Genomic DNA, 14,149 nt, shown 5'->3' with positions numbered 1-14,149 from the left:
GATTCCCAATCCGAATGGGCCGCTCCAGAACGGCTGCGCCACTCCCGTGTTGCCGCTCAACGGTTCAACTGTAGTCCTGCTCCGAGATCGAGCTAGCCGGACGTGCCCCGAGCACTCGTGCCTGCTCGACCACGCGAGCCGGGTCCGGATCAAAACGGTAGCCATGGCAGTTGGGGCAGAAGACCGCTTTTTCTCGGACGATCGACTCACAGCCTTCGCAGACCTTGTAATCGGTTGGGGCTTTCAGGATTTCCGCCGCCCTCTTCGCTCGTTCTTCCAATTCGGATTCGGTCACCGCCGATATATTACGACTCCCGCAGCACTGTTCAACCGCAAGCCTCGCCTTCCCCGATCGTCCAAACCCTTGCCAACGGAAGAGGTTGAGGTAAAAGAAGACCATGGCGTCAACCATAGCCGATCGCACCGATCTGTTTCGAAAAAAGCTCCTCGGAAAGACAGGCAAGATTTCCGAAGGCGCCTTGGAGATGCATCTTGGCCTCTACGCCATCCAAGTCCGGCGGGCCAACGAGCTCCTGTCGGAGATCGCGGAGAGGGATCTTCCAGGGGAGGGCCAGATCGCTGGCTCTCTATTCCGAGCGAATCAACTCGACCTCGCCTATTGTCTCTCCTCCGCAAAGAACCACGACCTCTACTTTTCGACTCTCGGCGGAACGGCAGCCGAGCCGCAAGGGACCGTTCGCACCTGGATCGATCGAGACTTCGGTTCTCTCGACCGCTTCCTGCGCGACCTGCGCGCCACGGCCTTGGCGTCCGACTCTTGGGCCTGGACCTGCCTCGATCAGTCAAGCGGACGACTTTTCAACCTTCTCGGCGATCCCAGGGGCGGGGTTCCATTTTGGGGTGCAACGCCCCTCCTCGCGATCGACGTAGAGGATCACGCCTTCCTTCTCGATTTCGGCCTCGATCGAGCGGCTTATCTTGATTCGCTGCTTGGCCAGATCGACTGGGAGTCGGTCGCCTCGATGCTCCCTCTCCTCTGAGACCGACGCCTGCGCCCGAACAGGGGCTGCAAGGTAAGGGCGATCAGCAGAAGGGCGAGATGGGTCAGCACGATCGTGGGGCCCGTGGCCAAGTCGAGATAGAAGGAGAGGATCACCCCGACCACGGAGGCGAGAAATCCACCGATCCCCGCAAAAACGAGCAAGAGCCGGAGGTTGGGGGCAACCAACCGGGCTGCCGCCGCCGGGACCACCAACAGAGCGCTCACCAGCAGGGCCCCCAGCAATTTCAAGGCGATGGCCACCACAGCGGCTACCAGGAGCACCAGAATCCGGTTGAGTCGACGTACGGGGATTCCGTCAGCCAAAGCGAGATCCTCGTCCAAAAGGATGAGCAGAAACTCCCGCAACCACCTCCCCAAGAGGATCACGGCACTCCCCGTCACAACCCCAAGCACCGCCACATCTCCCCAAGAGTTTGCATTGATGTCTCCGAAGAGCGTCTCCTCCAAAAAGCCGTATCGGCCTAACTTGCCCAGAACCAGCACCCCGAAGGCGACGCTTCCCGTGAAGCAGAATGCCATCACGGTATCAGGACGCCACCGGGCGCTTTCGAAGAGCGAGGCCATCACCCAAGCGGCGCCCAGGCACCAGAAGATCAGCAGACCGGAGGGAAGCCCGGGAGGAAGAGTCAAGCCGAGCCAGAGCTCGACCGCGCCCTCGCCGAGCAACCCCAAGGCGACCCCGGTAATCGCCGTATGGGCGAGCGCATCGCTGAAGAAAGCCATGCCCCGCGCCGTCAGAAAGACGCCCAAGAATCCGCAAACCGGTCCGGCAAGAGCGGCGGCGGACAACGCGCGCCGCAAAAAATCATAGGAGAGAAAGTCCAAGATCTACCCTCGCTCTGGCTTGCCTCTTCCCGCCGCGCAAGACTCCGCAGCTCCTCCTACCCATTTTCCCATCAGCTCGTCGATATCGCGTGGCTCTCCTTCAACCCGGATGGGGAAAGCGCCGATAAGCCGCCGCCAGCCGCTCTTCGCGCAACACCTCCTTGGGCGGACCGCTGGCTAGCACCCTCCGATTGAGGAAATAGACCCAGTCCGAAATGTGATGGACTAGGTGAAGATCGTGGGAAACCAGAAGAATCCCAAGCCCATCGCGATCCCGGAGTCGATGCAGGAGTCCGTCGAATGCGGCAGCACCCAAGAGATCCACGCCCGTTGCCGGTTCATCCAACAGGAGGAGCTGCGGCCTCTTTGCCAGCGCGGCGGCAACGAGCACTCGCTGCATCTCCCCCCCGGAGAGCTCCCCAAGCCGCCGGTCGAGCAGGCTCGTGACTCCCAGTTCCTCCAGGCTCTCGACCCGCTCCCGTTTCGCCCAGCCGGGCCGAAAAAACGGGCGCCCCAGGCGCAGGGAGAGGAATTCGACCACGGTGACCGGCAGGAGACGGTCGAAGGCGAGCCTTTGCGGCAGATAGCTGATCCGAAGGCCAAGGGCCTTTTCCACTCTTCCCTGGCGCAGCGGCAGTATGCCCGCTAAGCAGCGGAGCAGGGTCGTCTTCCCCGCTCCGTTGGGCCCGATGAGCGAGACGACTTCCCGCCCATAAACTTCGAGCCAGACCTCTTCGAACGCAGCCTCCTCACCGTATCCCGCTGCGATCCCCGCTGTCCGTAAAAGCAAGGGCCGGCCTGAAGCTCGCCGAATCGAAAGGTGGATCCCATCGCTCCCGTCCTCCGCTCTCCGATCGCACTCCTGACCCATTTTCCTCCTATGGATGAGCCGACGAATCTCCTTGAAACGCATCCACAAGCGACTGCCGGTTGCTTTCCGCCACGCGCTCGTAGAGATCGGCCCGCAAGGCGCCGCCCTCCATGGAATCCAGCAGGCGGATCGGCACACCCGTATCCCGGGAGATGCTCCGGAGCTCGGAACTGACGTGATTGACCTCGCTAAAGAGGGCACGAACCCCTTCCCGAGCGATCGAGTCCAGCACCCACGCTACAAGTCTAGGAGAGAGCCCCGCGTGTCCCCTTGTCTCCAGAATAGCCACCACCCGAATCCCATACCGCGCCGCCAAATAGGCAAACGCATCGTGATCGGACACCATCTTCTTATTGGGCAAGGGATCGAGCGCACGATGATAACGATCGTCGATCCGAAGCAACTCTTCCACCAGCCGTTTCTCACGCATTCGGTAATCACGAGCATGTTCCCCATCTCGACGGCAGAGCTCCCGAACGATATTTTCCACCTCGACGACAGCCAAAAGGGGATCGAGCCAGACATGCGGATTCGGCGGCACCCCTTCCGCCAGGCTCCCACCGGTGGAAGAACCAAGCGGAATCCACTGGGGCAGCGGGGTAATCCCCACGCTCGCGTCGAAAAGCTTCTCCCGGTCGGCCTTAGGTAGCGCCTTTTCCAAGAAGGACTCCAGCCCCAAACCGTTGCGGATAATCAAGTCCGCACGGGCAATGTGGCGAGCGTCCCCGGGGCTCAATACATAATCATGGGGCTCGGCATTTTGTGGCAGGAGATTCGAAAGCTCCACCGCTTCCCCGGCAATGCTCTTCACAAAGGAGTAGAGCGGAGCGATCGTGGTGAGCACACGAAAAGCTCGGGCGGGGGGAAGCGGATCAAGCAACCCGGAGGAGCTCGGGATCCACCACGCCAGAAGCACGCAGAAGGCTAACGCCAGCATTCGATATTGATTCCGCATACTCACTATCCGAAGGATGACAACCTCTCCATGGAATTCCAATGGAAACTCAAAAAAAGGGGACCCCTCTCGCTACGAGTTGGGGCCCCTTTTCTTCCACCGTTACCCGCAGAGGCGAACCGCCTCAGCGGCAACGGCCAAAACCCATTCCGGTCAGTACCGGAACATGCCGACTACTGGCTCTTCAGCCATTTGTGGAATTCGGTCCAATCGTCCAAGTTGTTGAGGTTGACCGCATCCGGAATCGATCCGTCGTCTGGCACCCCCGCTGCCGAAAGGATCGAACGCCGGGTCTCCGCATCATGGATATACCCGAGAACGGCGCAATTGTGCTTGATGATGGTCGCCTTTTCAATCTTGCCGCCCTTCTTCCGCAAGATCCAGGATTCGAATTGCGAATAGCTCGGACACTCGCTGCGCAGATAGTGCAGGGTCTCGGCCTTGTCCAAGCCCAAGGCATCGAGGGTCATCTTGTCAAAGCCCATGCCGCAATCGGGATACCCTTCCGCCAAGCATCCTTTGGCGGCCAACACGACTTTCAGCCAAAACCGGGGCAAATGGAGGATCCCAAGCGGACCCGCCACACCGGAACTAATTAGTGGTACCAGTTTCATAAGCGACTAATCTCCTTGTTGCTAGATTTACTGATGGCTCTTTCGAGCCTTCTGATTCTTACGGGGAGAAAACGAATCTACCGCTATTTGGCCGCTGTCTTTTCCCTCGAGCGGTCTCCTGTCCTCCCCCTTCCGAACCCCTCATCCGAGCCGAGTATCGGCTACCATAACGAGAGCAATCCTCCTGGCAAGAAAAAATGCGGAAGCTTTGAGCTTCGTCGCGTGGCCACGCAAACCCTGACAGCTAGTGGAGCAAACTAGGAGGCGAAAAAAGGATTGTGCTCACTCTCCTCTTCCACCGTAGTCAACGGTCCATGTCCCGGGCAAATCACGGTTTCGCCGGGAAGCGTGAGAATCTTTTCCCGATTATTCCGCAAGGCGTCGGCATAGGAGACGTTTCCCCCCCCCATCGAGCCAGCAAAGAGCGAATCGCCGACCATCGCCAACAGGCGAGCGCATCCGCTAACCAAATAGGTGATGCCACCGGGAGAATGGCCGTTGGTCAGCAGCGTGCGGATCGAAAGGGAGCCCACCCGGAACTCTTTGCCGGCCGCAAAGGGCTCCGCTCGCTCAAGCGGCTCCCGGTCGCCCACATACGCTGGGGCTCCAGTCTCCGCCTTCAGCCGATCGAGCGCAGCAATGTGATCTCCATGGGCGTGCGTGAGCAGGATGCACCGGAGTCCTAGCCCGTGCGCCCGGATCGCTTCGAGCATTTCGGTGCAGTCGCCGCCGGTGTCGAAAGCGGCGGCCTCCCCACTCCTGAGATCCCACACCAGATACGCATTGACGGTCATGTCCGCCCAATGGGTGTTGAACGCTAGGAATCCGGGGATCGTCCCAACCGCGCGGGGCCGGTACTCCCCTCTCCCCAAGGCAGACAGCGCATCGCCGTTCAAATGCAAAACGGGTGCGAGCCGGCGAATCACCCGCTCAGTAAATTCGCCCCCTTTCGCGCGGAGCACCTCGGCGGGGGTTACTCCGGCGGCCCGGGCCAGCACCTCATCCGCCAGCCGCAGTCCCCGCGCGGCCTTTCCGATCACATCCTGAAAGCCATCCTCGAGCGGGATCACGCGGCAAGTCTAAGGGCAACCCCGCACGCATCGCAAGGCCGGCTAACCGGCTTCCAGCACCTCTCCGGCAATGAGGGGGACGATCGCTCCGCCCTCGGTGCGCACCAGCAAGAGCCCGTCCTCATCCAAGCCGAGCGCATAACCTTCGACGAGACTCCCGCCCTGCTGCACCCGCACGATCTTTCCCAAGCTCCCGCAGCGCCACTCCCAGAGGCTGCGGATTTCCGCAAAGCCACCGCGACATCGCAGGGCGATCCGTCGGAGAAGAGCCGCCATAATCTCGACCCGTCGAAAGACCCGCCCCGTCTCGAGCCGTAGAGAGGATGCCCGCCCGCGAATCTCGTCCGGAAATGCGCCGCTCTCCTGGGAGACGTTGATTCCCATTCCGACCACCCCGCCTCGCAAACGTCCCCCTTCCCCGACAACCTCGGTCAGGATCCCGCCAAGCTTTCCCCGGGGACCGATCAGGTCGTTGGGCCACTTAATCTTCGGCGAAAAGCCCGCCACCTCCTCCAGCGCTTCGGCAGCGGCAACGGTGGTGAGAATCGTCAACTGGTGAGCCTGCGGCAGGGAGAGGTTCGGACGGAGGAGCAGGCTCGCGTAGATTCCCCCCGGGGAATCCGACTCCCAGCGGCGCCCCTGGCGTCCCCGCCCTCGGCTCTGCCGCTCGGCCGTAACGACCAAACCTTCCGGGGCTCCGGCGGCTTCCTCCCGCAAAAGGATGTCGTTTGTCGATTCAACCCGGTCAAGGCAGACGACCGACCAGCGGATCGAGGCTGTCTCGCACTCGGAACGCGCGACCAACTCTTCGGCGGACAAGAGATCGGGAAGCGGCTCTTCCAGCCGCCACCCACCATCGGCTGACGCAGCAAGGGGAAGGCCCGCCTTTCGGAGAACAAGGATCGCCTCCTCCAAGGCGGCGGGGCTCAAGCCGCTTCGCGCCAAGAGCGCATCCTTGGGACTGGAAGCCGAAGAAGCATCCAGGAGCGCCCGCAAAACGCGAACGCAGGGATCGAATGGATCACACACCATCTCGCCCCGAGTTGACCTCTCCAAGCTTCCCTTCCCGAACGGGGACGCTAAGCGTTGAGAAGCTCCTCATCCGGGCAGCGGAGCAGCGATCCGAACCGATGACGCCGATACAAGGTCAGCGCCACGTTGCGATTGAGCCGCACGCACTCCTTGATGGCCTTGGGCTCCTTTTCACAAAAGAGCACCGTCTTCCAGGAGTCGATGTGCTTGGGCTTGTGAAAATCGCTATTGGCGATGAAGGGCAACCGCTTCAATCCGATCGGGGCGAAGAGATCATCGCGATTCGCGATCTCCCAGGCATCGAGTAGAGGAGCAAACTGCTCCTGGTTCTCCCAAAGATAGAGCGTGTTCGGACCCCAGACGCTTTGAAACTTGTGGGGGTGCGAGGCCACCGAAAGGCCTTCCTGCGCGCGGATCTCCGCGATGATCTCGGGCAGGGAGAGGCTCGAGTCGATCGGGCTCTGGAGGTCAATCCCCAAAAGATGGGCCGAGCTTTTCGCCCGGTACCCATCCTTGTTGAACTCGAGTCCCGCGAAAAGAATCATCCGATACTTGCGCCACGCTCTCTCTTTTTCCCTCTGAAGAACCTCAAAATACTCTCCGACCCGATCGGGCGAGAGTACCAAGCCGGTGAGTTGGCAGACTCGCCCGATGAACCGAGTCTGGTCGACGATGTGGTCTGTGATGCAGATGCAGTCAAAGCTCCGCTGTCCGTAAAAGTCGACAATCTCCCCTACCGACAGGCGGCCATCCGAGTAGGTACTGTGGATGTGAAAGTCGCAGAGGAGCACCTGCGCTGTTTCCTGCGGCTCGGGAGCTCCATTCGACAGAAGATCCCGGCTCATCCGCGCAAATCCCGGCAAGCTCTCCGGTGCCGCATTTTCGATCGCCGCCCGATCGAGGACAAACTGTGCGATCTGCATCGAAGCGTCGGGGCGACTGATCCCCGCCAAGGCCGATCGCACCCGCTTCCAGAGCCTCCCCTCCGCGGCGAAGAGTTCTTCGAGAGCCTCCATGATTTGCCGCGGCTTTTCCGCATAGAAGGCCGCCCCCCGCCGACGCAAAAGCTCGAAATTTCCTTCCTCTTGCCCCGGCACGACCTGCGTGACCACCATTGGGCACCGCGCCGCCACGGCTTCCTGGACGGTCGCCCCCCCCGCTTTGCTGATCAGAGCGTGATGGGTGAGCAGGAGCTCCGGAATCTTTTCGGTCCAGCCGAGCACCCGAAGTTTCTCTTCCGATCCCTTGGCCAGTCGGAGAATCTCTTCGAAGAGCGCCCGATCACGACCCACGACCACGGTTGCTCGCCAACGCGGATGATGCAGCAAGAGCCGGACAATCTTGAGCGCCTTCTTCTTTCCCGAATTGATGATGTAGAGGACCCGTGGAACCTCTCCGAGCTCTTCTCCCAAGCCGATCTCCTTGGCTTCCAAAAAATCAAGCTGCACCGGGAAGCCAAAGACGGCGATTCGTGCCTCGTCGACACCCGCGGCGCGCAACGTCACGGCCGTTTCCTCGTTGGGAACCAGGAAAACATCGCTCGGACCTCGATGCCAGAACGAGTTGATGGTGATCGAATCGGTGACGACTGTGATATGGGAGAAATTTTTGCGCCTGCCGTCCCGGAAGATTTCCTCGATCAGGTAGTTATAGATGGGATAGGTGCAGAGAACGGCATCGGGCTGCACCTCGCGCAGAAGCCAATCGAGAGAACGCCGCATCCGGGCCAGAGCCGAAACGCCGTCTTCCACCAAGGTTGTCCGGTCGAAGAGCGAATAGATGCCTTTCCAGAGCAGCGGAGTCCGGTTGATGGCCGTCAGGTAGGCTTGCCGGATCACTCCGTTGAATCGTCCATAGCACGATTCGAAGAGATCGACGATTTCGACATGCGCCTCATCGGGAGCGACCGTCTCCAGCGCGTCCTGAATGTTGCGCGCGGCCGTGTTATGGCCTTCACCGAATCCAGCCGTGAAAATGAGGATCCGCTTCACGAACGTCTTGTCGGCGGAAGATATAATCCAAATTTCCTCCCTTGACCATGACGAAGAAGGAGTTTTTTTTGAGCCGGGGGCCTGCCACTCGACGATGATCGACCGGCAGGCTAGACTGCGGCACAGTTCAACAGCACCCCGCCCAAAAGTCCCCGCTCGATCTTCCGCAGAATTCCTCGATAGACGGCTCGTAGATGGTCCAAGGACTCCTTCCCCTCCACGGCAATCACCTCGGGGGCCCGCGCTTCGATCCGAGAAAGAAGAGCGGCGTACCAGTGGCCATATTCCCGGTGGAGATCCTCGGTCGAGACAAGCTTCCAGCCGGTTTCCGCGAGCTTGCCGCAGATCGCCTCTCTCTCGATGGGATGGGGAATGATGCTCCTGCCATTGACGACCAGCGGATCGTCTTGAAAGCCGCCGCGATCGAGATAATCGAAGATCAGAAGCTCCGCTCCTTCTTCTGCTACCTGGCGCAAAGCGGCAAGAGCCTCGCGCTGCGCCTCGAAGGCATAAAAGGCATTGAGCATATAGACCAGAGCAAACCTCTGGAAGAGCAGGCGCGGCGCCTCACGGACGTCGCCCGCGGCAAAGGCGACTTCCGGGTAACGGGAGCGGGCATATGCGAGGGAATCGCCATCGCGATCGATCCCTACGACCCGTCCCCAGCCCCCCCGTCGCACGTAGTCGGCCGTTCCTCCACGCCCGCAGCCCACGTCCAGAAGCCATTGATCGGACCGTTTCGGCAGATTCGCAAAGACCCGATCGATCGCCTCCTCCTCCCCTGCATGGGCATAATCCCCACCCCGGACCAGGGCAAGGAGCCGCTTCCCCGTGAAGGAGTTCATCCCGAAAGGCCGCATCGCTTTTCTTCTTCGTACCGCTCGCTTGCGTCGGAGTCGAGCCGCCGCGTCGAAGCTCTCTCTCCTCAGGAGCGGGAGGACCAGATCGCCCAGGGCGAGCGGAAAGTATGGAGAAAAACCGGCGGGGCGGTTACGATACCTACTCGCCTGCATGAATTCGGAATCACAAAAGGCGCTTCGGGACAGGCTGGCGTCCTATCATGGCCATTACGGGATCGACGGAGGATGGAGAGCCGTAGCGGGTCTTCTCTTGCCTGCCGGAGCCGGGCTGCTTCTCCTCTACCTCTCTCTCTTCCCAGGCGTTCCCAAGCCGCTCTTCCAGCGGGCGCTCGAGTTCCTGGCCGGAGCGGCGCTGCTTCAAGTACCCGTGAACTTCTTCTATTCCACGAAGCAGGGAAAGTTTGCCGTCTGGGCGGAACTGCTTGCGGGGCTCTCCCTGCGTGGAGACGAGCGGATTCTCGAGATGGGCTGCGGCCGTGGAGCAATCCTGACCATGCTTGGCAAGCTGCTGCCGCAGGGGCGCGCGGTCGGCATTGACCTCTGGCGAAAGGAGGACCAGTCGGGTAACTCCCTGAAATCGGCCCGGATGAACCTCGTGGCGGAAGGAGTAGCCGATCGCTGCGAGCTCCAGACGGGCGACATGCGGACGCTCCCGTTTCCCGACGCTTCCTTCGACCTGGTCGTCAGCAATCTCGCCATCCACAACATTCCCGAGCCGGAAGGCCGAAAACGGGCCGTCGACGAAGCGGTTCGCGTCCTCAAGCCGGGTGGGCGACTCTTGATCGCAGACCTCTATCGGACGGAGGAATATGTCCCATGGCTCCAGGAAGCGGGGATGCTCCGTGTCAACCGTCGGTCCCTCGGTTGGCGCTTCTGGTTCGGAGTCCTCGGAGTGACGCCGCGGCTCGTCACAGCCGAGAAGCCGATGGGATAGAACTCTCGTTTCCAAAAACTGACGAACTCCGGGCGAAAGACGACCCGTGGAATGGAAGAACTCTCCCCAGTTCCGATCCCCCCGGAGAACCTGGATACTGCTTTCCTGACCCACCGGGGCGGGCGGGCAGACAACGAAGATGCCTGCGGTTGGACGGTCTGTGGCCATCTGACCGCCTGGGTCGTGGCCGACGGACTGGGCGGGGACTCAGGGCGGCGAGGTTGCTTCCCAACTCGCCGTGAACGCCTTTTTCGACGCCTTCCGACTCGATCCCTCGCTCTCCTCCGAAGCTCTCCGTTCCTATGTTGCGCAAGCCGATCGGGCCATCCAAGCGAGACAAGCGGCGGAAGAGGACCTTGCTAGGATGGGATCGACGATCGTGGCCGCGGTTTGTTTTGGTCGGCGCCTGCGCGCGATTCACCTGGGCGATTCCCGCTTCTACTGGTTTCGCAGCGTAGAGTCGAGGAGTGGCGCGGTGCGACGTAGGAGAGCCATAGCGGGAGCTGCCCCTTTCGGTCCGGCAGTGCCTGAGCATCTCTCCCTATCGTCCGTTTCCACTCCCCGCTCATCAAACCGAACGTGCGGATTTCCCGCATTCGGCTTTCGGACAAGGTTTGCGCAGGATTATGCCCACGGCAGGCTCCGCGTTAAGCTCGCAAGGGAAAGAAGACCCAACTGGTCCCGGAGAAACTCGTCCGGGAAGTGGGTCGTTCCTTGCCCAGGGACTTTGTGCTTGCGGCAGAGCCACCGGCGGAGCCGATANCGGACGTGACGGTCCACCACCCGGTACGCGCGGCTCACCGAGCCAAGACAGAAGTAGTTTGCCCATCCTCGCAGCCGGAGGTTGAGGAGCGCTACCAACTCTTTGCCTTCCCGTCCCTGGGTGTTCCGACCGAGCTGCTCGCTTAGGCTTTGCAGCAGCCGCTGCACCCGCTTCGTGGAGGGTTGTGTTCCCAGGTAGCTTCGGCCCGTAATGGGCTTGTAGCGACGACCAAAGGTATAACCGAGAAAGTCGAAGCTCTGCTCCGGCACTCGGCAGATCCGGGTCTTTTCCTGGTTCGCGGTGAGCCCGATTCGCTCCATGATCCTTTCCATCTGCTCGCGAGCTTCCTGAGCGTGTTGCCGGCAGAGGATCACATAATCGTCCGCATAGGAGACGATGTGCGCCGCCCATCGGACGGCCCAGCCTTGCCGCTTCCATCCCAGGATAAACCGCCTCATGTAGAGGTTGGCCAACAGAGGAGAGATGGGCGCTCCTTGCGGAGTCCCCCGCCTCCGATCCTTGGCCTGAGTCGTCCTCCGCTTCCCTCCTCGACCGTCGTCTTCCTCGACGGGCATCTCCAGCCAAGCTTTCAAAAGAGCCAGCATGGCTCCGTCTGAGATCCGCCGGGCCAAGCTCTTCATCAGAGCATGGTGAGGGATGCTGTCGAAGTAGCCGCAGAGGTCGGCATCGACCACCTCGGTATAACCCGCTTTGAGAAGGGCATGCACCTTCTTGACCGCATCCAAGGCGCTCCGCCCTTCTCGATAGGCATACTGTTCTTCGGCTAAATCCACCTCGAAGATCGGGCTCAGCACGAGGACCGCAGCCATCTGCACCACCCGATCCCGTATAGTGGGTATCCCTAAAGGCCGTTGCTTCCCGTCGGGCTTGGGAATCCATACCCGCCGAACCGCCTGCGGCCGATAGATCTTGTTTCGGAGTTCTTCCGCCAATCGGTCCAACCACGGCTCCACCCCCTCCGCCTCGATCTGCTCGAAGGTCTGCCCATCGACTCCCGCTGCCCCACCGTTCTTTCGGCAGAGCAGCCAGGCGTAGGCGAGCACATCCTCGCGGTAGAGTTTGTCGTAGAGGGCGTAAAAGCGATAGGTCGGACTTGCCTTCGCTTTCTCCTGCAACGCCATCTGGAGCTTCCGAACACGTATGGGAGGTTCTAGACTCATCGCCAATCTCCGCGCTCTCGCTCCTTCCGACGTTTCCCTTGAACTAAGGCCCCTTCCCTCCCCCGGACTTTCTCCGAGCTCTCCGGTGTCGGGTCGGAGGAGGCGCCCATTGAAGAGCTTGCCTCCGTCCGCCGCAACAAACTGGACGTGCGGTTTTCCCGCATCCAGCTTTCATGAAAGGGCTTTCGCGATCGGAATAGAAGGGATGAGCGAGACAAGGCCGACCAGCTTGAACTCTGTCCTCAACCTTTTGGTGGGATATTCCTTCCACATTGCGTTGCGCCATCGCTTGGCGCGATGCGACCACAATCTTTGGATGATCCAACCGTCGAGTTGGTGGAAGCGCTTTCTGACATGAGAGCGACAGTAGTAGGTGCCCCAGCCTCGGATGATCGGATTGATCATTTCGATCATTGGTCCTAAACGCAGAGGTACCTTCCTCCGGGTTAAGGCCCTGATCCGATCTTTGAATCGGTCCACCGACTTCTGCGTGGGAATAGCGTAGAGATGATGCCGGTTCAGTCGGGATTGGATCCGTTTGCGGGCCAGTCGGAACGTTCCTCTCCCCCGTTGGATCTTGTATCCCAGAAACTCGAAGCCTTGCGCGATATGCACAATCCGGGTCTTGACCCGGTTGAGCGTCACGCCGAGCTGATCGAGAATCTTGACCGCTCGCACCAAGGCATTTTGCGCCTCGGCCCGAGTCCGACAAGTCACCACCCATTCATCGGCCCATCGCGTGAGCTTGTACCCATGATGCCTCATCTCCTTGTCAATCAAAAGGGGTGAGTAGGATGTTGCTCAGCAAGGGTGAGATGACACCCCCTTGCGGGGTTCCCCGTGGAGTCGCGAAACACTGACCTTTGTCTTCATAGCCCGCCTTGAGCATCTGCTGAATGACTCCCAGCACTCTGCCGTCAGCAATTTGCTTTCCGACTAGGATCATAAGCTTCTCGTGGTCCACGGATCCGAAAAAATCTTTCAGATCCGCATCGACGATCCACTCGTTTCCGGCCTCCAGTTCGCGCCAGATCTTGGTCAGGGCATCGGTCGTCTTGCGACCCTTGCGATACCCGTAGCTGCTCGGATCAAAGACCACCTCAAAGATTGGCTCCAGTCGGTTGACCAGCGCCTGCTGACACACCCGGTCGTAGACCGAGGGTATGCCCAGCGGCCTTGTCTTGCCAGGAGCTCCTCTTTTCGGAATCTCCAATCGTGGCACGGCTTGCGGCTGATAGGCGTTTTCTCGGAGCTCTCGATGAAGCCGTGCCAGATTCGCCTCCAGCCGGTCTTCAAATGCCTCGATGGTCACCTGATCAACACCGCTTGCTCCTTGATTGGCATGAACGCGCTCACACGCAAGCTTCAAGTTCTTGCGTGAGTATACTTGTCCACTAGAGAGTGGACCTTCTGCTTTCGATCTTCGAGAACCAGATGATCGGATAGTCTCCTCGAAGCGTGACGTTCGGGTTTTTCACAAAGGGAACTTTCCATCTTCACGCTTCTTGCTCACCTATCTCGATGTATCCTGCCTCGATCCTTTCACGAACGTCCTTCCCCGGACCACTCGCAGTCCGCCATTGCTGGTCACACGAGTTGTTCGTCTCGCGCTGCCGGTACTATTACGTTCTCCGACTCCTGGCTGTGCCTCGCTTCCCACTTCGCTTGCGCTTATAGGGTCGCTTACCCGGTTGTTGGCCGGGACACAGTCAGGTCTCCTGGGGTCGCGCATGAATCTTCCGTATCGTGCTGTCAGCAAACACCTTGATACGATGGGTGAATGAGTAACGCCTTCGCCCCCATAATGCGGGCTCGACCTTGCCCCATCTTTGGCCGACCTGTTCATCCTCGAGGTTGCCCTCATTGATTACAGCCCAATACTTCTCCTCAAACCCTTCGGATTCCGGATCGCTCCGGACACCCTGTCCTCCACCGACTTACGCCGGTGGCCAGCGAGGCAATACCCCCGCTTTTGGATACGGCGCCCCTCATTCGAGCGCCGGAGGGACTTAAACCCTCCTGATTCATG

The 14,149-nt window shown here is 60.3% G+C and carries 14 protein-coding genes and 1 pseudogene; 3 read left to right on the top strand and 12 right to left on the bottom strand.

The window, feature by feature from the left end; translation table 11 throughout:
• Window positions 1-64: 64 nt before the first annotated feature.
• Window positions 65-400 carry a zinc-ribbon domain-containing protein gene (locus A37A_RS0110670; RefSeq protein WP_020494327.1) on the bottom strand — a complete coding sequence of 112 codons (336 nt, stop codon included), beginning with the start codon at window positions 398-400 and terminating at the stop codon, window positions 65-67.
• On the opposite strand from A37A_RS0110670, the gene A37A_RS0110665 reads away from it, so the two are divergent.
• Window positions 399-1,001: a superoxide dismutase gene (locus A37A_RS0110665; protein WP_020494326.1), complete on the top strand. Its 603-nt coding sequence runs from the start codon at window positions 399-401 to the stop codon at window positions 999-1,001. The genes A37A_RS0110670 and A37A_RS0110665 overlap by 2 nt on opposite strands.
• Here the strand turns inward: A37A_RS0110665 and A37A_RS17085 are convergent.
• The 8 genes from A37A_RS17085 to A37A_RS18440 form a co-directional block, all read right to left on the bottom strand.
• Window positions 935-1,849, bottom strand: coding sequence for a metal ABC transporter permease (locus tag A37A_RS17085; RefSeq protein ID WP_020494325.1), 915 nt, complete (start codon window positions 1,847-1,849; stop codon window positions 935-937). The two genes, A37A_RS0110665 and A37A_RS17085, sit on opposite strands and share 67 nt — an antisense overlap.
• Before the next feature lie 100 nt (window positions 1,850-1,949).
• Window positions 1,950-2,720, bottom strand: coding sequence for a metal ABC transporter ATP-binding protein (locus A37A_RS0110655; RefSeq protein ID WP_155996565.1), 771 nt, complete (start codon window positions 2,718-2,720; stop codon window positions 1,950-1,952).
• 7 nt (window positions 2,721-2,727) lie between these two features.
• On the bottom strand, window positions 2,728-3,657 hold the full coding sequence (locus A37A_RS0110650; RefSeq protein WP_196799580.1) for a metal ABC transporter substrate-binding protein: 930 nt from the start codon (window positions 3,655-3,657) through the stop codon (window positions 2,728-2,730).
• Window positions 3,658-3,848: 191 nt separating this feature from the next.
• Window positions 3,849-4,289: a hypothetical protein gene (locus A37A_RS0110645; RefSeq protein WP_040887742.1), complete on the bottom strand. Its 441-nt coding sequence runs from the start codon at window positions 4,287-4,289 to the stop codon at window positions 3,849-3,851.
• Between the two features lie 257 nt (window positions 4,290-4,546).
• On the bottom strand, window positions 4,547-5,359 hold the full coding sequence (locus tag A37A_RS0110635; protein ID WP_018291484.1) for an MBL fold metallo-hydrolase: 813 nt from the start codon (window positions 5,357-5,359) through the stop codon (window positions 4,547-4,549).
• Between the two features lie 42 nt (window positions 5,360-5,401).
• Entirely contained in the window at window positions 5,402-6,415 is a 1,014-nt protein-coding gene (locus A37A_RS17080; protein ID WP_155996564.1) for a biotin--[acetyl-CoA-carboxylase] ligase, read from the bottom strand.
• A 23-nt stretch (window positions 6,416-6,438) separates the two neighbouring features.
• On the bottom strand, window positions 6,439-8,382 hold the full coding sequence (locus A37A_RS0110625; protein WP_018291482.1) for a hypothetical protein: 1,944 nt from the start codon (window positions 8,380-8,382) through the stop codon (window positions 6,439-6,441).
• 110 nt (window positions 8,383-8,492) lie between these two features.
• Window positions 8,493-9,395, bottom strand: coding sequence for a bifunctional 2-polyprenyl-6-hydroxyphenol methylase/3-demethylubiquinol 3-O-methyltransferase UbiG (locus tag A37A_RS18440; protein ID WP_018291481.1), 903 nt, complete (start codon window positions 9,393-9,395; stop codon window positions 8,493-8,495).
• Here A37A_RS18440 and A37A_RS0110615 point away from each other — a divergent pair.
• Window positions 9,394-10,176, top strand: a complete 783-nt coding sequence (locus tag A37A_RS0110615) for a class I SAM-dependent methyltransferase (RefSeq protein WP_018291480.1) — start codon at window positions 9,394-9,396, stop codon at window positions 10,174-10,176. The genes A37A_RS18440 and A37A_RS0110615 overlap by 2 nt on opposite strands.
• A gap of 220 nt (window positions 10,177-10,396) precedes the next feature.
• Window positions 10,397-10,618, top strand: a pseudogene (locus A37A_RS22170) (PP2C family serine/threonine-protein phosphatase); the annotation flags it as partial.
• A 182-nt stretch (window positions 10,619-10,800) separates the two neighbouring features.
• On the opposite strand, the gene ltrA reads toward A37A_RS22170, so the two are convergent.
• The 3 genes from ltrA to A37A_RS20690 all read right to left on the bottom strand — a co-directional run bounded on the left by ltrA (window position 10,801) and on the right by A37A_RS20690 (window position 13,432).
• Window positions 10,801-12,120, bottom strand: a complete 1,320-nt coding sequence (gene ltrA / locus A37A_RS0110610) for a group II intron reverse transcriptase/maturase (RefSeq protein ID WP_018291479.1) — start codon at window positions 12,118-12,120, stop codon at window positions 10,801-10,803.
• Between the two features lie 171 nt (window positions 12,121-12,291).
• On the bottom strand, window positions 12,292-12,885 hold the full coding sequence (locus A37A_RS20695) for a group II intron maturase-specific domain-containing protein (RefSeq protein WP_196799579.1): 594 nt from the start codon (window positions 12,883-12,885) through the stop codon (window positions 12,292-12,294).
• A gap of 7 nt (window positions 12,886-12,892) precedes the next feature.
• Window positions 12,893-13,432, bottom strand: coding sequence for a reverse transcriptase domain-containing protein (locus A37A_RS20690; protein ID WP_196799578.1), 540 nt, complete (start codon window positions 13,430-13,432; stop codon window positions 12,893-12,895).
• Window positions 13,433-14,149: the final 717 nt, after the last annotated feature.

The sequence above is a fragment of the Verrucomicrobium sp. 3C genome, assembly GCF_000379365.1.
GTDB lineage: Bacteria > Verrucomicrobiota > Verrucomicrobiia > Methylacidiphilales > Methylacidiphilaceae > Methylacidimicrobium.
Note: the sequence above shows the minus strand (reverse complement) of the source record. Positions and strands in the feature narration are given on the sequence as shown.